The organism is Sphingobacterium haloxyli (assembly GCF_002980525.1).
Taxonomy (GTDB): Bacteria; Bacteroidota; Bacteroidia; order Sphingobacteriales; family Sphingobacteriaceae; genus Sphingobacterium; species Sphingobacterium haloxyli.
The window spans coordinates 233,477-252,558 of sequence record NZ_PVBQ01000004.1 but is presented as its reverse complement, the minus strand read 5'-3'; the positions used below and the strand labels follow the sequence as shown (position 1 = coordinate 252,558).

At 43.2% G+C, this 19,082-nt stretch carries 10 protein-coding genes; 4 read left to right on the top strand and 6 right to left on the bottom strand.

From position 1 onward, the window contains the following. Positions 1 to 56: 56 nt before the first annotated feature. The gene (locus C5745_RS06720; protein ID WP_105716221.1) at positions 57 to 698 is read left to right on the top strand and encodes a hypothetical protein; all 642 of its coding nucleotides are present in this window, start codon (positions 57 to 59) and stop codon (positions 696 to 698) included. Between the two features lie 337 nt (positions 699 to 1,035). Here the strand turns inward: C5745_RS06720 and C5745_RS06715 are convergent, their stop codons facing one another. From C5745_RS06715 to C5745_RS20590, 6 genes are all read right to left on the bottom strand, one after another. Beyond that, entirely contained in the window at positions 1,036 to 2,328 is a 1,293-nt protein-coding gene (locus C5745_RS06715) for a M16 family metallopeptidase (protein WP_105716220.1), read from the bottom strand. After that, positions 2,318 to 3,571 carry a M16 family metallopeptidase gene (locus C5745_RS06710; protein WP_105716219.1) on the bottom strand — a complete coding sequence of 418 codons (1,254 nt, stop codon included), beginning with the start codon at positions 3,569 to 3,571 and terminating at the stop codon, positions 2,318 to 2,320. The genes C5745_RS06715 and C5745_RS06710 overlap by 11 nt, the downstream gene beginning before the upstream one ends. Before the next feature lie 16 nt (positions 3,572 to 3,587). Beyond that, a complete protein-coding gene (gene hemF / locus C5745_RS06705) occupies positions 3,588 to 4,490 on the bottom strand; it encodes an oxygen-dependent coproporphyrinogen oxidase (RefSeq protein WP_105716218.1) in 903 nt (300 codons plus the stop codon). Next, the gene (locus tag C5745_RS06700) at positions 4,490 to 5,500 is read right to left on the bottom strand and encodes an NAD(P)H-dependent glycerol-3-phosphate dehydrogenase (protein ID WP_105716217.1); all 1,011 of its coding nucleotides are present in this window, start codon (positions 5,498 to 5,500) and stop codon (positions 4,490 to 4,492) included. Before C5745_RS06700 ends, hemF begins: the two co-directional genes overlap by 1 nt. A 152-nt stretch (positions 5,501 to 5,652) precedes the next feature. Beyond that, positions 5,653 to 7,599, bottom strand: coding sequence for a glycoside hydrolase family 97 protein (locus C5745_RS06695; RefSeq protein ID WP_105716216.1), 1,947 nt, complete (start codon positions 7,597 to 7,599; stop codon positions 5,653 to 5,655). A gap of 53 nt (positions 7,600 to 7,652) precedes the next feature. Further along, complete coding sequence (locus C5745_RS20590) at positions 7,653 to 10,022, bottom strand: BNR-4 repeat-containing protein (RefSeq protein WP_105716215.1); 2,370 nt, start codon at positions 10,020 to 10,022, stop codon at positions 7,653 to 7,655. A gap of 441 nt (positions 10,023 to 10,463) precedes the next feature. Here C5745_RS20590 and C5745_RS06685 point away from each other — a divergent pair, with 441 nt between their 5' ends. From C5745_RS06685 to C5745_RS06675, 3 genes are all read left to right on the top strand, one after another. After that, entirely contained in the window at positions 10,464 to 12,365 is a 1,902-nt protein-coding gene (locus C5745_RS06685; protein WP_105716214.1) for a family 43 glycosylhydrolase, read from the top strand. Between the two features lie 31 nt (positions 12,366 to 12,396). Then, positions 12,397 to 14,763: a glycoside hydrolase family 127 protein gene (locus C5745_RS06680; protein ID WP_105716213.1), complete on the top strand. Its 2,367-nt coding sequence runs from the start codon at positions 12,397 to 12,399 to the stop codon at positions 14,761 to 14,763. Positions 14,764 to 14,898: 135 nt separating this feature from the next. Beyond that, on the top strand, positions 14,899 to 18,954 hold the full coding sequence (locus C5745_RS06675) for a hybrid sensor histidine kinase/response regulator transcription factor (RefSeq protein WP_105716212.1): 4,056 nt from the start codon (positions 14,899 to 14,901) through the stop codon (positions 18,952 to 18,954). Positions 18,955 to 19,082: the final 128 nt, after the last annotated feature.

The window sequence follows — 19,082 nt, the reverse complement described above, 5'->3', positions numbered from 1 at the left end:
ATTAAACTATTTATCCTATTGTTATTCTAATATAACGTAGATAAATAGTAACAGTCATGAAGTTAACGCACATATTAAGTATAATATTCCTGTTCGTAGGCGTTTCTTTCCTATCCACAGGATATGCGCAAGAGGAACATATTGGTCGACTAGAATTGGGCAGGAAGAAAAAGAAAACCTTTAATAGCCGGGATTCCTCGGCAATCATCTATATCGATACACTGATCATGAAAGATCGATCGTCGCTACAGTTTTATGGAAAAAAAGACGTCAAACTCGTTGTAAAACACGCGGAGATAGGGAAAGGTGCGTTTATTAGCGGTATCGGCGGACGGAACAATGCTTCGAACTTCGATATCGATATCAACCTTAAAAAATTGGGTTCGTTGTATGTCATCGCCCGTGGACAGGATGCGATGAACGGCACGAAGACAGACCCAAACGGTGACGGCGGAAATGTGAATTTTGAATACGACCCCAGTGGGATTACGCCACAGACAGAAGATAAAAAACAAGTCAATTACGTATACATCGATGTCTCTGCCGGCGGTCGAGCAATCAATCCTGTTTCCGACCTAAACCAGATTTACTCACGTATAGCCATGTCTGCTCCCGGTCTTCGTGGCATGCCACAAGGACAAGTTTACTCTGGCTCACCGGGTAAAGAAGGGAAAGCTGTTATTACAGAAAGGAAATAACATTTTGTCGCTCAAGCCGCGACTTGGCTTTTCCACTTTTGACCGCAAAAGTGGAGCAAAACTCGTCACTTCGGAAATTTGACAGGAAGGGATGGTACTAAGGATGAGTTTGTGCAGTTGTCAAATTTCCGGATGTGACCTTTTCGTGTTAAGGAGGGTACATGCAATTGTATTATCCCCTATTACCCTCTTAATGCCACATCAAAAATTTTGAAATATGTGGGGATATTATGAATGCATTATCCAATTATTCAAAATTTTTCAGTGGCGATTTTTATGAACTAGTGTTTATTTTGGTGTTCATGAACTCACTCCGTTCGGTTTGCGCAGCTTTTTTCTAAAAAAAGTTGCTAGAAGACTTCCCTACAACAATTTTTAATAAATTATTGTAATCAAAATACGTATTAGCAATGCGTTGCACGTCAGCAGCTGTCATGTTGCGGATGATTTCATTATAACGTGTATAATAGGATAAATCGAGCCCATAGAAATACACGGCTTTAAACTTATCGGCATGCGAAAAGATCGATTCGATCGTGCCTAAAATAGAACCCAAGATATAGTTTTTCACTAAGGCTATTTCCTGCTCGGTAGCTTGTGTATTCCGTAAAATATCAAATTCCTTTTCTATCTCTGCTAGCGTCGCCCCAGTACTATCAACGCCAACTTCTGTAGCGATGGTAAAAAATCCTGTATGCTGTAAACTCGCAAACGCGGATCCGATACTATAGGTGAACCCTTTCTCTTCCCGGATGTTCCGCATCAAACGTGAACCAAAATATCCTCCAAAAAGTGTATTAACAAACTGTACGGCCGGAAAGTCCGGATGCACTCTATTGACTGTAGGCATGCCTAGACGAATAGCCGACTGAAGCGCATCCGCACGTTCTTCCACTACAGTTTTCGGCGTAAAATCCGGAAATATAGGAGATCCGATCCGACTTGCTTCGCTGGTATTTCGCCACCGGATATCAAAAAGCTCTCGTACCTGTGTTAATACATCCTCGGTAATATTTCCCGATAAAATCAATGTGCAGTTTTGGGGATGCACCTGCTTCCGATACAGCTCGATCAAATCTTCCCTGTTCAACCTATCATAAGCATCTTCCGTCGGAATCCGTCCATATCTACTTTCTCCAAACAAATTCTTGAAAAACAACCGACGTGCTAGATATTCATTTTTTTGCAGTGAGATTTGTAATGTCTGCTTATTATTGCGGATATAGGTTTCCAGTTCTGCATCCGGAAAAGTGGCATTATTCAGTATGTCATGTACAACAGGCAAAACCGAGCTCAAATGCTTATTTAGCGAATACAGCGTTAATGATGTCTGATCAAAGGAATATTCTGGCATGAGATAAGCACCATAAAAATCTATTTCTTCGGCTATCTGTGTACTCGTCCGCGTTTTCGTGCCCTCTTTTAGCATGTGACTGGCACAGGTATGAAGAAGGGAATTCTCCGAGCCATCGAATATATTCTGAAAGATGAACTCCGCCTTTATTAATTCTTGTGTCGGTGCTCTAAAAATAAAAACCCTTAGACCGTTGTCAAAAACAACTTCATCAGGCTGTACAAAAGCAATATCTTGTATGTCATGACGTGAAGGCGCTACGGTTCTATTCAGCATGTTCCTGTTCTTTAGCATAATAAATGAGGGTTGACGAATTTTCGGGCATAAAAATTTCTTGTGCTACCCGTTGAATATCAGACGGCGTTACAGCAAGGTATTTAGCTACTTCCTGGTTATATAAGCCGGCATCACCAAGTACTTCAAAAAAAGCCAGATTCATCGCTCTATCCAAAATGGAAAGCTCTGCAAATACCATCGTTGATTCTATCTTATTTTTTACTTTCTGCAGCTCTGTCTCTTTCATCATTTCGGATTTTAAAATGTAGAGCTGATTCCATAACAATTTCTCCGCTTCTGCCATATCCACATGAGGCAACGGTTTCCCCTCGATAACAATCAGATTAGGATCGATAGAACCGCACACATAGGCGTTAACCTCACTAAATAAGGGTTTATCTTTTACCAATGCTCTATATATACGGGACGAGCTTCCACGCGATAGTATATCGGATAATAAATCCATTACCGGATAGTCGGGATCTATACGTCCTGGTCCATGAAAAGCAATGTAAATACTATTCACCGGGACATCGGCATACACCTCCTCTCGTCTCGGAGCTAATTGCTTCGGTTCCCGAGGCAATTTTCTTTCCTGTTTTGGGCGTGCAGGGATATTAGCAAACCATTTTTCTGCCAACAGTTTTACCTGATCAAATGTTACATCGCCCGCGACTACCATAACCGCATTATTCGGCGCATAATGCTTAAAGAAAAACGCCTTTACATCCTCCATCGTTGCTTCTTCGATATGGCGAAGTTCCTTACCAATCGTCGCCCAGCGATACGGATGTTCCTTGTAGGCAAGTGGACGCAGGCGTAACCACACATCGCCGTAAGGTTGGTTGAGGTAACGCTGTTTAAATTCCTCGCATACGACATTTCGTTGCACTTCCAAACTCTGTTCGCTAAAAGCCAAACTCAACATACGATCACTTTCCAACCAAAATGCAGTTTCCAAATTAGCAGACGGAAGCGTAATGTAATAATTGGTAATGTCGTTACTCGTGAAGGCGTTATTTTCCCCTCCCACTTCCTGCAGAGGTGTATCATAGTTAGGAATGTTGACTGAACCGCCGAACATCAGATGTTCAAACAAATGAGCAAATCCGGTTTTGTCCGGAAATTCGTCTCGTGCTCCAACATCATATAATATATTTACACATGCCATCGCTGTGGTATGGTCTTCATGCACCAATACACGCAAGCCATTATCGAGTGTAAAACGCTGATAATTAATCATAAAAAAATATTATGGGTTAGACTACCCAGTCTGTCCCCTTTTTTAACAAAGACAATGTTTTTTCCTCTTGAGAGCCAACTTCGGGTTTAAAATCGTACGCCCAGTTGGCCTGCGCTGGTAAACTCATTAATATGGATTCAATCCGACCGTTCGTTTCGAGTCCGAAGCGGGTTCCTGCGTCATAAACCAAGTTAAACTCCACATAGCGGCCTCGACGCAACAGTTGCCACTCCTTCTCCTGCGGAGAAAATTTCTGATGTCTATTCCGGTTTACCAATTCGGTATAGGTGGGCACGAACGTCCGTCCCAGATCGCAGGAGAAGTTAAAAAGCTGCTCATCTGTCAAACCGGTTTTTTCGGGCGTCAGCTTGTCATAAAACACGCCGCCCACGCCACGTGTTTCCTGTCGGTGCTTGATATAGAAGTAATTGTCTGCCCATGTCTTAAATTCCGGGTAGAAAGATTGATGATGCCTGTCGCAGACATTCTTCATCATATGATGAAAAAAACGTGCGTCTTCTTCTATCACATAGTGTGGTGTCAGGTCAATTCCGCCCCCAAACCAGCGAATATTCTCACCCAATTCAAAATAGCGGATATTCATGTGAATAATAGGCACCCACGGATTATTAGGATGAATAACAATAGAAACACCGGTTGCGAAAAACTCATCTTCTTCAACCTTGAAAGATTTTCTGATAGGCTCAGGCAATATACCGTGAACAGCAGAAAAATTAACACCGCCTTTCTCTAATATATTGCCATTTTGTATAATGCGGGTACGACCGCCACCACCTCCTTCACGCTGCCATACTTCCTCGGCAAAAGCAGATTCTCCGTCTAAAGCCTCCAGTCCCGATGTGATTTCATCTTGAATTGTTTTGTATGTTTCTGCAATTTGCTCTTTTGTTAAACTCATTACGTTAATTTTGCTACTAATTTTTTGACTTCAGCGTTTGCGGGCTGACGGTGATATAGAATTTCATATACCATATGGCAGATAGGCATATCCAATTGATATCGCTGAATAATGTTTTGAATACACGCCGAAGCATAATAACCCTCTGCCACCATATTCATCTCCAACTGCGCTGATTGCACAGTGTAGCCCTTCCCTATCATGTGACCAAAAGTGCGGTTTCTGCTAAACTGTGAATAAGCCGTTACCAAAAGATCGCCCAGATACGCTGATGCATTGATATCCCGCTCAGTCTCTGGATCGATCGCAGATAAACAAGTTTCCATTTCCTGGATAGCATTAGAAATCAGCACGGCAATGAAATTATCGCCTAGTCCCAATCCGTGACATATCCCTGCAGCCAATGCATATATATTCTTAAGCACGGCACCGTATTCTACACCAAAAATATCGTTGGAAAGAACAGTATTGATATATCGACCACGTATAAATGTAGCAACACGTTCAACGGTTTCCTCGTCTTTCCCTGCTAAGGTTAAATAAGATAACTTTTCCGAAGACACTTCCTCCGCATGGCAGGGGCCTCCGATGACCACAATATTTTTTAGCGGAACCTGATATGCCTCGGTCAGATACGCTCCCACAATGAGGTTGTCATGCGGAATGATCCCTTTGATGGCAGATACGACAATCTTATTGGAAAAATCCTCGGATTTCACATCGTTTAATGCCTGTTTTAAATATGCAGATGGTGTGTTTAATACAACAATATCCGATTGTTGAATAACCGATTTCGCATCCAGAAATAAATTATCTGGCTTTACGGAAACCTGTACAGCACTTAAATAATTGGGGTTATGTCCATAAGATTTTATATACGCTAAATCTTCTTCCTTTCTAACCCACCATAGAATATCTTTCTCTCTAGCATTATCTCCAAACATCTTGATCATGGCTGTCGCCCAACTTCCACTCCCGACGATGCCTATCTTTTGCACAGATTCATCCATATACAGCTTCTTCCTTGTAAAGGTTACAAATATACGCTTTTGTAGCCGATTCTTCGAATAGCAAGAAATCGCCGACCGGTTGATATATCAATAGCGAGGTAGCAAATGACAATAGCCGTTAGATGATAAACACGCAATCCTTATAATGAAATCTATTTTCCAACAACGATCGCGGCTCCGTTCGGTCGCAGAGTTAATTTGATCTTCTCGCCTTTCACCACCGTCAAATTGTCTCGCTGCGGGTTTCCTTGCGTATCATCCGAATATCGAGTCGCCTCCCCTTCAGCGAGCATGGGCAGGGTGACGAGCATATCTTTCGTTTCTTTCTCTGCATTGACTCCAACAATATACCAGGTATCCCCATTTCGACGCGCCAAGATAACGTATTTACCCGGGTAGCCATCGATAAACACGGTCTCGTCCCAAATCGTGGGCACATTCTTCATGAAATCAACAACAAATTCGGGATATTCTTCCAGATTATTTGGTGTAATGCCAAAGTTTTGCACCGGCGTCTGAAACAAAACAGCCGTAGCCAGTTGAAAAATCTCGCTGGTCTTACGGATTGTTCCACCATTATTCTCTCTATTATGACGTTTGTTCAATAATACAGGTCCAAAATCCATTGATCCCACCGTATTGCGTATGAACGGGTGCAAGGTGGCGTTGTAAGCCTCGGTATCATTGGCGTGTTGCGTAAAAATCAAGTTTTCCGATGCGAGTACCGCTTCACTTCCCACAAAATTCGGATACATCCTTTCCCACCCTCTGGGTAATGTACAACCATGAAAAATTACCACTAAACCATGATCGTTAGCATCCGAAAGAATATCCTCATAAAGCCGCATCGTTTCCTGTTTATCTCCACCGAAGAAATCTACTTTGATTCCCTTAACGCCTATACGTTGCATCCAGGCCATTTCCTTCTTCCGAGCCACCGAGGTATTCATACGGTTTTTAGGACCTTGTGGCGCATCATTCCAAAAACCATTCGAGTTATACCACAAGCAAATTCCTACGCCTTTCGTTTTGCCATACGCCACCAGTTCCTCGATCTTATGGCGCCCTATCTTCGTATCCCACCAGTTATCTACCAAAGCAAATTCATACCCCATGTCTGCAGAGAGATCGATAAACGTCTTCTGATCCTCAAAATTGATACTACCATCTTGCCACTCGAGCCAGCTCCATGTCGAACGTCCGAACTGATAATCCTGCGAAGGCTGGTATAGTGGTTTTACCAAATCAAAAGCGATGGTCGTTTCAACTATCGGTTTTAAATCCTTTCCAACGGTGATCGTTCTCCACGGTGTATATCCGGGCAACGCCAAACTCGGCTCCGCACTTCCCCGTCCATTGTTTTCTCCTTCCTCTGGAAAAGAAATCTGATAAAGTCCATTTGCTGTACCCTCACTCAATTTCGATCCACAGTAGAGGCTACCCACGCCGGTCTCCGATACGAGCGCCCAGCCCCTATCTCCTATACGAAATAACGCAGGAAATGTATAACCCAAGCCATATTTGGAAGGCGTGCCAATAGGTTCATCCGGGACATATTCCTCTTCGTAGCTTGGCTTCGTTTTCTTCCACCCGATCATCGGCGTAGCTTGTGGCGTTAAAAATGTTGTTGTGAATTGCGGAAAGTCAAACCCGCTCAACTCCTTCTCAATAATAGCATTGGCGGGCTCACCCGTTTGGGGTAAACCATAACGGAACGCTACGTTGTTATTGCTCACTCTAAAATAGATTTCCAATAAAACGCTGTCTTTATTCGTAAACACAAATCGATACGCATTCGCCTGATAATGTACCCATCTTCTCTTTATCTTACGTTCCTCATAACGTTCATCTATCCGTCCTGTTTCCTGATCGACCAGCTTAAGTTCACGAGAAAGATCCCCTAAATGCGTTTGTAAACCTAAGGGTGATTTTTCGAGCATTTCTTGTCCATCAAAAACTACCGTGTAATATAGCTGCCCTTCATCTAAACCCATTAGCACCGATAACCGGTTATCCGGGCTAACCATGTTCATTTGCTGTCCTTTCACACCACATAAAAAGAGAAAAAACAGCACACCGGTCATAAATTTTTTCTTCATATCAGGCTTTATTAATTTTTTTTAAAATCACGATTAAACGGCATTTCCTTTATTTACATAAAGTCCGGTTGCCATTCAATTACTTTCACTTCCGTAGGAAGAGCGTCCAACAAGCCTTCTCCATCTTTTTGATCTGTCTGCTGAACGTAGAGTGCTAAGCGCCTTTTATTCCGCCACAGTTCCGTATCAAACGTTGGTTCCCAGGCGCCCAACGATGTGTGCCATAGGTCCAATATCTCAAAATCATTTCCACGAATATCGTCCAGCTGCAATACAGAAGCCTTATTTCCTCTCTCGCTATCTCGGAATAGCAACAAGAGCGACATACCCTTCCCCCTACCTTTTACCAATAACTGTGGTCTCGAAATGGGTATCTCTTTCGTCCCATGTCCACTCAAAGAGAACGGAGATTTCCTAAAGTCCAATGATTTTACCGTCCATCCACCATCCCTATAGTGAATGACCTTGTATTGTGGAATTTTTGAGTCTGCAGCGCGCCAGTAAGTGGCAATAAAAGGGTTCCCGTCTTCATCTGTCGCCATCGCAGTTTGGTTGATCAACTCGCTTTGTTCCGGAATTCGTGCCGCATATTCCGCATTGTCAGCCCTAATAGGCAAACGATAGATTGTGCCATCGGTTTTTAGCCAGGTCACCCCACCATCTTTGGAACACGCATACGCCATATCGTGATTACTTGCTACATCAGGAGACTCCCGCCATACCCAGGAAACATGAATTGTCCCTTTATCATCCACATAGGCTTGCCAATATGCATTTCGTTTTCCTTCTCCATCTATCAAATCCGTATGAAGCCTTTGCCAACTACCTTTGTGTATCTCGTATTTATTGATTATTAAGTTTCCGGCGCCCGAACCACCGTCCCGATAGAAGAACAGAAGATCACCATTCGGCAACGCAAAAAATTCCGGATAAGTCACCCGGTTTTCTTCTCTTCCAACCATGGCCTGCTCCTTCCCAAGCTCCAATCCGTTAGGTATCGTACTTCTCGCATAACGTAAACGGCTATTATGATGATCCCAAGCTACATGTAAATACCCATCTCCATCTACCATCATGCTGATAATATTATGCGCATCAGCCGCGTTGCCCCTATACTGTGTACGCTGCACAGCCCACTGCGTACTATTGAGCTGTCGCTTTGCCAAGGTTACAAAGCCATCGCCGTCGTAATACGCTATAAACTGAACCGAGTCACTACTCACGAGGGAGTTTTTCCTAAACACTGCCGTATTCACCGTATTTCTAGCCCAACCAGAGCCGACGTTCATTATACGGGCATCATGGGGTTTCGCTTCTAAATAGCGATACATCTCAACTCCGGCTAATAAAAATGCGCCAACACCGAAATTGGCGGTTGAATTTGCATCGACGATTTGTCCTGGAATAGCTTTTTCTCCAATCGGCTGCACATAACCCACCCGACCATCTTCCTGCAAGGCCGTTTCGCTTAAAAATTTCCATCCCAACTCTGCTGTCCTACTATATTTTTCTTCAGGTAAGAAACCATTGTTTATTCCCCATAAAAATCCGTACGTAAAAAAGGCCGTACCACTAGCTTCCGGTCCGGGAGCATGTTGAGCGTCTAACATGCTACGCGTCCAATACCCTTCTTTTTGTTGACTTTTGGCAATCGCTTCTGCCATATCTTGATAACGTTGTACATAATAATCATAGTGCCGATTATCTTTCGGTAGATCCTGCAAGATTTTTGCGAAAGCGGCAAATACCCATCCGTCCCCACGAGCCCAAAAATCTTTCTTTCCATTTGCCGACTTATGGCGTGGATAAACATATTTTGCATCTCGATAATATAATGCCTCCTCCTCATCGTACATAATGCTATCCGCATAGCGCAAGTATGTATACATCTTCTCTAAATACAGGTCATTGCCGGTCACCTTGTACATCTTGGTCATCACGGGCATCACCATATACAAACCGTCAGCCCACCACCAATAATCGGTTTTATCGGTACGCATTTGATATTCCATCACTTCTCTAGCTCTGGCAATCTTGTGAGGCTCCGGGTCTAAGTTATAGAGGTCTATATACGTCTGAAAACAAATCTGCCAATCCCCAAAAAGTACATAGTCATCCTTCTCTCCATACGAATATTTCCAATTTGCTTTATCATCCGATTTAGCACCTTTCCATTCATTATGTTCCGCCCATGCTTCGGAATAAGCGCAATACGCTTTGTTTCGGGTAAGCTTATAAAGCTCCATATTTCCAGTGTGGTAAGCCGCTACATCCCAAAAGGCCCACGCAGTAGGTTCATGATGTTCTTGCCAATAGCTGTTCGCTCGATTCAATTTCGATAAGACGTCGTCTTTCGTCAATCGATAACCACCGGAAGCTGATGAAAACAGAAATAGAAAATAAATGATAAGGTTTATACGCATTTCTTCTTTGGTTAAAATTTATAGATTAAACATTTTTGCACACGAGTACTTCACAAAGATACTTCTCATTTACTGTTATCATGTTTAATTTCAACCTATTTACCCACTAAATTTGATTCAAAAGCCTTTCTAGCATGAAATCCTGCATAGACCTCCACACGCAAGTCCTATCGACTTTTACCTGATTTGAACCATGCTTCAACCTCTTTGGCACAAATCTTAACAAGGCGAACGCAATTGCTGGCTAGCTTTGCTTTCGCAAGAGCGGCCCATCTAAAAATAAATGTAAAAAAACACTTAAATTAAGTGTACATTTTTTATTTTTATCATTATACGAAAAGGCACACGCAGCTAGCCAGATGTGTATACGTTTGGATATGATACAGACATTACGCTTACACCATCTTGTTCAATAGACTATACAAATATTTTAACATAATCATGAGAAAGAAATTATTTACATTCTGTTTATTAGTCTGCAGCACTATATTTGTCTACGGACAATATCGCACACCCGTAGAAAAGGATTACGTTGCGTATCTTTTTGCCTATTTCACTGGTAACGCTGTAGAAGAAGAACAGGTGCACTACGCTATTAGTAACGATGGATATAATTATTTTGCGTTAAACGGGAATAAGCCTGTATTAGCGTCCAAAGATATTAGTTCGACGGGCGGCGTACGCGATCCACACATACTTCGTCGCCATGATGATCAAGCATTTTATATGGTATTGACCGATATGACCTCCTCCAAAGGATGGGATTCTAACCGTGCGTTAATCCTTTTGAAGTCAGATAACTTGACCGACTGGACATCCAACGTTATCAATATACAGCAAAAATACCCCAATCAAGAAAATTTGAAACGTGTCTGGGCACCCCAAACAGTTTTCGACGAAAAAGCAAGAAAATATATGGTGTATTGGTCTATGCAGCATGGAGATGGTCCCGACATTATTTACTACGCATACGCTAATAAAGATTTCACCGACTTGGAAGGGGAACCAAAACCTTTATTTATCCCTAAGAACAAAAAATCCTGTATTGATGGGGATATTATATATAAAAACGGGATATACCATCTCTTCTATAAAACGGAAGGTGATGGCAACGGCTTAAAAAAAGCGATGACCGATGATCTCACATCAGGACTTTGGATTGAACAACCAGACTATAAACAGCAAACCAAAGAAGCCGTTGAAGGGTCTAGCATCTTCAAGCTGACAAATACCGATAAATATATACTGATGTATGATGTCTATATGAAAGGCAGTTATCAATTCTGTGAAAGCTGTGATCTGGATCAATTCTATGTCATCGACCAACAAATCAGTATGGATTTTCAACCTCGTCATGGCAGCATCATTCCCGTTACCCGGAAAGAACTCCAACATCTCCTGGCCACTTATAGCACGCCAAAAAATTATACACTCGTTTCACAAAACAATCCTGTACTAGAGGGCTATCATGCCGACCCGGAAATACTCTATGCCGAAAAAACAGGTAAGTATTACCTCTACCCTACCAGCGACGGTTATATAGGTTGGGCGGGCGATTATTTCAAAGTATTTTCTTCAGAAAACCTGAAAGATTGGAAAGCAGAAGGTACTATAGTAGATCTAAAAAAAGACGTTTCATGGGCAGATAGGAACGCATGGGCTCCCGCTATCATTGAAAAAAAGGTCGGTAAGAATAAATACAAGTATTATTACTATTATACCGCCGCCCAAAAAATTGGCGTCGCCGTGGCAGATCACCCTACCGGACCATTCACGGATTCAGGTAAGCCACTTGTGGCAACAAAACCTGCGGGTGTCAAGGGCGGACAAGAAATCGATCCGGACGTATTCCATGACCCGGTGAGTGGCAAATATTACCTCTATTGGGGAAATGGTTACGGTGCTGTGGCGGAGTTAAACGACGATATGGTATCATTAAAAGGAAACACAACGAAAGTCATTACACCCGATGCCACATTCCGTGAAGGTTTCTATGTGTTTTATCGCAATGGAACATACTATTTCCTTTGGTCGGAGAACGACACAAGGAGTGAAGATTACCGTGTGCGGTACGGTACCTCTAAATCGCCAACAGGTCCCATTGAAATCCCTGAAAACAATTTAATTTTAACAAAAAATCCCGAACTGGGTATTTATGGTCCCGGGCACAATTCCGTTTTACAAGTTCCAGGAAAAGACGAATGGTACATTGTATACCATCGCTTCAGCCGGCCTAACGGTATTAGAATGGGCGAAGCTGCCGGATATCATCGAGAAGTATGTATCGATAAAATGGAATTTAACACAGATGGAAGTATAAAGCCTGTCGTTCCCACACTTTAAAATAGGTGGTTCGTTATTGAACATTATTTGTATGAAGTTAAAACAGCTTATCACTATATGTTTGCTGTCCACCACGATGGGGACAGTAACACAGGCGCAGACGCACACGCAGATCGAATATTTTCACCTGCGTGATGTCCGCTTGCTACCGGGCCTCTTTAAACATGCCGAAGAGCTGGATCTAAACTACTTATTAACATTAGATGCTGACCGTCTCCTAGCCCCTTTTCTTGAGGAGGCAAATCTCCCCTCGCCCGCAGAGCGTTACGGCAATTGGGAGAATACTGGGCTAGATGGCCATATTGGGGGGCATTACGTTTCAGCACTATCGTATATGTACGCATCCACGGGCCACGCGGGGATAAAGGAACGCCTTGATTACATGCTCGGTACGCTTAAACGCTGTCAAGACGCCCATGGTGATGGCTACATTGGAGGTGTACCGGAAGGGAAAGCGCTCTGGGAAGAAGTAAAGCAGGGAAAAATCAACGCCGGTGGATTCAGCTTGAATGAACGTTGGGTACCACTATACAATATCCATAAGACGTATGCCGGATTACGCGATGCGTATTTACTGACGGGCAATGAGACAGCCAAAGACGTGTTGATCAAGATGACAGACTGGGCAATAGCATTAGTAGCGGGTCTGAGCGAAGAACAAATCCAGGATATGCTGCGCAGCGAACACGGTGGACTTAACGAAACATTCGCTGATGTCGCCGCCATCACGCAAGATTCTAAATACCTGGCACTCGCCAGGCAGTTCAGCCAGAAGGCAGTTCTAAACCCATTGTTAGCGCATGAAGATTATCTTACCGGCAAACATGCCAACACACAGATCCCGAAAGTATTGGGATTCAAGCGTATCGCCGATCTTTCACAAGACAAGCAATGGGCCGATGCCGCCCGTTATTTTTGGGAGAATGTCGTTGAAAGGCGCTCTGTATCAATTGGTGGGAATAGCGTGAGCGAACACTTTAATCCAGTTGACGATTTTTCTAAAATGATCCAGAGTATAGAAGGTCCCGAAACCTGCAATACGTATAATATGCTGCGATTGACGCGCATGCTGTATCAAACCGACCCCAAAAGTAAATACCTCGAGTACTACGAGCGCGCCCTTTACAACCATATCTTATCAACACAAAATCCAGAAACAGGCGGACTTGTTTATTTTACACAAATGCGACCGGGGCATTATCGCGTCTATTCACAACCTCATACCAGTATGTGGTGTTGTGTAGGATCCGGTATCGAAAACCACGCGAAGTATGGCGAGATGATCTATGCACATCGAGACGACGAGCTGTTTGTCAATCTGTTTATTCCGTCCATTTTAAACTGGCAGGAGAAAAATGTCAAACTTGTCCAAGAACATGATTTTCCGACACAAAATAAGATACAGTTCACGGTGCATCCCGAGTCTGCCAGACATTTCGCCCTGCATATCCGTAAACCTAGGTGGCTAGCAGCTCCCCCAGTTGTTCATCTCAACGGCCAACCTTATAGCGCTATCTCTTCCGAAGAGACCTGGGTAACCATCGAACGACATTGGGAAGAGGGCGACGCGGTTTCGGTTGAGCTTCCAATGCACATTTATACGGAACAGCTTCCAGACCGCTCTAATTACTACAGCATACTGTATGGTCCTCTTGTATTAGCGGCCAAAACAGGTACAGATGACCTTACTGGACTATTTGCTGACGACAGCCGGATGGGCCATGTGGCACGTGGCAGGCAAATTCCATTGCGCGATATGCCCATCTTAACAACTGCTCCAGATAAGATTCCTAACCTGGTAAAACCGATAAAAAATGCTCCTCTACGCTTCGAACTGTCCGGTCTTCGCCGAGGGGAAGAACAGCTGAGCATGGAACTCGAACCGTTTTACAAAACCCACGAGGCGCGATATATCCTATATTGGCCGCAGGCAACGGAAGAAGAGCTTGCTGCCCTTCAAGAAAGAACGGAACACGAAGAAAGGGAATCGCTGCGTTTAGCCGGTATCACGATCGATCGGGTCGTTAGCGGTGAACAACAACCGGAGTCAGATCATTTCATCAAAGAACAAGACACGCATGCGGGCAGTATAGCCGACGTACGCTGGCGGGAGGCAAAAGGTTGGTTTAGCTATACTGTTAAAACCGATTCCAAGGAAAACGTACAATTATATATCAAATATCTAGCGGAGGAAAACCGAAAAACGAACATTTTCATCAACGATAAGGAGATCGGAAAGCTACCCCAAACTAATTCCCGCTCTGGTGAGGTCAAAACGGAAGTGATTACGATTCCGTCAACTAGCAATAAAGGCGAAACTCTTCAGGTCAAAATCGCCGCCGATGCGCCATCAACCAGTCATAAAATACTTGAAATAAGAGTCATTAAAGTAGATTAGCACAACTTATTGAAGGTCAAGGCAATGCTTTGCCACCGCACGGTTTCGGACAAATTTAACGTATATCTCCGTTCGATTACCGATGTTCAGTTCGGGGCATTTTTCGTAACTTTAACCGACAGATAAACATAAACCGTGACCAAAGCATTCATATATCATTTTGTACTCATTTTCGTCTACATAGGAGCATATCCCAGCTTTTCCCAGCAAATCGGGATCACGCCTGTAAAAATTGAGCAGGAACTTCCATCCTTATCCGTCAACAAGACATTCCAGGATAGCGAGGGCTACATTTGGTTTGCAACCGCCTACGGTCTTAGTCGTTTCGATGCGTTCAATCTGCTTACCTTTAAATTAAAGGATGAAAAAGGTGATACGGTTGCCAATCAGAATATACTCGCCGTGTCCGAACTGGACGATAAGCTACTGTTAGGCGCCGAAAACGGCATATATGTTCTAGAAAAAGAAACATATCGTATTTCACCTTTTCCTGATGAGCGTCTAGAAGGACGACGCGTTGCCGCCATTTTGGTCGACCGCCAGTCCAAAATTTGGATTGGAACCCAAGATGCTATCTATGTGTACAACCGAGACTTCAGTCTACATGCTGCATTTGAACAGCATCCCGACAATGGAAAGTCCATCCCGGACGGAAGCATCAACTTTATTTTCCAAGATAAAAAAGGAGAAATATGGGCGGGCATATGGGATGCGGGACTTCACAAATTGGACAAAGAGAAGGGGCAATTCCTTGCACTTCCCCCCATCGGAAGACGGAATAATCCCTTTAAAATAATACAGGATGACCGGGGACAACTTTGGATAAGTACCTGGGGCGACGGACTTTTTCTCTTCAATCCTGAAGGAGGAGAAAACATGTATCGCGAAATCATCATCAAAAACAAAAGACGGGGTGTTGGGAAGGAAGACCTCGTATATAACATCGTACAAGATCGCTTGCAAAAATACATTTGGGTGCTTTCTTATTCGGGTATCTCTACCTTTCATTACACCGACGAAGGCCGTATTGCTGAGCTGAATCTCTCACACCTGTTTCAGTATACATCCAATTTTTTCCAAGACATCTATCAAGATCGTTCCGGCACACTGTGGCTCGCTATCAGTGGCAAAGGCGTTTCGACGATTAGCTTTGACAAACCCGTTATGCGTGCCTTTGCGTTACCTCAGGTCCAAGAAAAATATAATATATCACCCAACCTCAACATGCTTTACCAAGACCGTGAAAATCAATTGTGGTTCAATCTGGAACGCATCGGTTTAGGTAAATTTGTACCACAAACAAATCAATTAGCGACCTACAGCAATCTCCGTTTTAAGGATTTGGTGTCGCTCAGGGCAGTCAATTGCGCGCTGGAAATAGACGATGAATTATGGGTAGGTGGCGCATACGAAACAATAATGCACGTTTTCAGAAAAGAAAACGGTAGCCTGGCGCTGTCGCGTACCATTGATCTCGCCCAATATGCTAGCGAGATTGGCGTTCCTCTCCACCTTTTTCAGGATACAAGAAAAAATTTGTGGATCGGAACCAACCGGGGGCTGATGTATAAAAAATCAGGACAGGAGCAACTACATCAGGTGGACGATGTAAACGGCCATATCATGGCTATATGTCAAGACGTACGGGGCAGTATATGGGTCGCCACCAAGGATCACGGTATTTACCAGATAGACAATCATTCGAGTCCGAAATCTAAACGTCACGTGGGAAAAGCTACGGCTGGATTACAGACCAACCAGATTGAAACCATGGATACAGATAGCCGTGGACACCTGTGGATAGGGACAAAAGACAATAGGCTACTTTCGTTTCATACCGAAAATGGTCAGGTGCGCGAGTACGCAAATGCACACCTGCTAGCTCCCAATCAAATCTTACATGTTGTTTGTCTTGACAGTACGGTATGGTTTTCCACCACCAGAGCCGTTTATAAATTATTTCCGGGAAGTAACCGGATCTTTGAATATAGCAGCAGCGACGGCATCCCGATAAATATGTTCACAAAGGGCGCGTATACGGCCGATAAGGCACAACAAACCGTGTATTTCGGTGGCCATAACGGCATCGTCCAATTTTGGGAGTCTTCTTTTGCACCGACGCATAAATCAGCTGTGGTCATCTCCGATATAAAAATCAACAACCAATCGACAGTATCATTGGGCTTGCATGAAAAATATGATTCTCGTAAACAATCGCTTGTGCTCGAGCCGGAAGATCAAAGTTTGGAGATTCTATTTTCATCTTTCGAATATACACACCCGGGCAAAATTAGATATGCTTATAAATTGGAAGGAGTTGATAAGGATTGGGTATACGCTCCAAGAGAACGAATATTTGCCACCTACAATAACCTGGGAAAAGGACGATATACGTTCCTGATCAAAGCAACAGATCTAGACAACCGGTGGAGCTCAGAAGTCACACGTCTACACATCCACAAGAAACCCGCGTTCTATGAAAGTAACGTGGCCTATATGCTTTATGCGATATTGATATTAGGCCTTGCCTACGCCATTATCAGATTTTATGTTAATCGACTTAAATTACAAAGTGATCTTCGAATTGCACAAATCGAAAAAGAAAATGCCAACAAGCTTGTCCAGACCAAGTTGAGCTATTTCACCAATATATCGCACGAATTATTGACACCGCTTACCATTATCTCCTGTCTGATCGACGACGCCCAGATGATTACAAAAAAGAACCTTTCCCAATTTGACAAGATGCGATTTAATCTGGACAGACTGAAGAGGCTTCTTCAACAAATATTAGATTTTAAACGGGTGGAAAATAGGCAGATGGCCCTCCGCGTAGGACGCGAAGATCTCATCACTTTTATGAGCAATATCTGCACGATCTATTTCAGTCCGCTGGCGAAGCGCAAAAACATCAACTTCGAGGTTTCCCCAGGAGATTGTCTGCCTGAAACGTATTTTGACGCTGATAAGCTTGACAAAATTATTTTTAATATCCTATCAAATGCTTTTAAGTATACAGCAAGTGGAGGAAGTGTAAAACTGGTATTTCATACCGAACCTGTACAAGAATTTGCTCATTTAGTTGTCCAAGTTCAAGATACCGGTATGGGCATCGCACAGACAGAACTGGACAAAATATTCATCCCATTCTATAATAACAAACAGGCGAAGCAGCAAGAAACCAATGGAATTGGCCTCGCGCTAACGAAAGAGCTTGTCGAACTTCACCACGGTTCCATTAAAGTAGATAGTATATTAGGTCAGGGTTCCACTTTTACCGTATGCCTTCCCGTTGAAAAAGCCGCCTATACCGCGGAAGAATTACGTGAGCTACACGATAGCTTTATCGATTCGGCTAATTTATTCGAAGAAGTATCAGACGCTTCGGTTACACTTCCTACGCCAGTAGAAGGCAGAACCGATATCAAGATTTTACTCGTCGAAGACAATGTCGATTTATTACAAACCGTGCATAATGTCCTCTCCCGAACCTACAGCGTGGTGACCGCCCAGCAGGGGGAAGAAGCATTGGCGATTTTACAGAAACAGGAAATCGACGTTGTCATTAGTGATATCATGATGCCGGTTATGGATGGTTTAACCTTGTGCCGTCGCATTAAGCAAGATCCTGAAATAAATCACATCCCCGTTATCTTATTGACGGCCAAGAACAGTATCGACGACCGTATAGCGTGTTACCAAGCTGGGGGCGACAGTTATATCAGCAAGCCTTTTGACCTCAAAGTCCTAGAAGCACGTATACATAATTTTCTAACCCATAAACGTACAAAACAGGAAGATTTTAAGGCAAGTCCGCAAATCAATATTTCCACGTTGGATTATACGCCACAAGACGAACAATTTGTCGAAAAAATGATCGGTGTTGTAGAAGAGAATCTAACCGATGATCAATTTGATGTCGTGGCGCTTGGTAATGCACTCGGATTATCCAAGTCTACCCTTTATAGAAAGACCAAGGCCCTGTTGGATCTCTCTCCAAGCGAATTTGTTAAAAATATCAGATTGAAACACGCCTGCCAAATGATGGAAAAGGATAAATCCATTTCTGTCAGCGAAGTGGCATTCGCCACCGGTTTTTCCGATCCCCGTTATTTCTCCACTTGCTTCAAGGCAGAATTTGGCGTAACACCATCGGAGTATCAAAAACGGAAAACGCATCGTATTGAATAGAAATCAATCAACTGAAACCAGATTAAACAATTTTGACACAAAATTTCCACACTAAAAATAAATGTTATTTTTACATTTGTGATAAGTTAACCCACGTTTCGCAAAGCGAGCTGTATTTATAAACTGAA

Excerpts from the sequence above, each read along its gene's own strand:
- C5745_RS06700 (WP_105716217.1), bottom strand. The coding sequence starts at position 5,500 with ATGGATGAATCTGTGCAAAAGATAGGCATCGTCGGGAGTGGAAGTTGG.
- C5745_RS06685 (WP_105716214.1), top strand. The coding sequence starts at position 10,464 with ATGAGAAAGAAATTATTTACATTCTGTTTATTAGTCTGCAGCACTATA.
- C5745_RS06710 (WP_105716219.1), bottom strand. The coding sequence starts at position 3,571 with ATGATTAATTATCAGCGTTTTACACTCGATAATGGCTTGCGTGTATTG.
- C5745_RS06715 (WP_105716220.1), bottom strand. The coding sequence starts at position 2,328 with ATGCTGAATAGAACCGTAGCGCCTTCACGTCATGACATACAAGATATT.
- C5745_RS06720 (WP_105716221.1), top strand. The coding sequence starts at position 57 with ATGAAGTTAACGCACATATTAAGTATAATATTCCTGTTCGTAGGCGTT.
- C5745_RS06695 (WP_105716216.1), bottom strand. The coding sequence starts at position 7,599 with ATGAAGAAAAAATTTATGACCGGTGTGCTGTTTTTTCTCTTTTTATGT.
- C5745_RS06680 (WP_105716213.1), top strand. The coding sequence starts at position 12,397 with ATGAAGTTAAAACAGCTTATCACTATATGTTTGCTGTCCACCACGATG.
- hemF (WP_105716218.1), bottom strand. The coding sequence starts at position 4,490 with ATGAGTTTAACAAAAGAGCAAATTGCAGAAACATACAAAACAATTCAA.
- C5745_RS20590 (WP_105716215.1), bottom strand. The coding sequence starts at position 10,022 with ATGCGTATAAACCTTATCATTTATTTTCTATTTCTGTTTTCATCAGCT.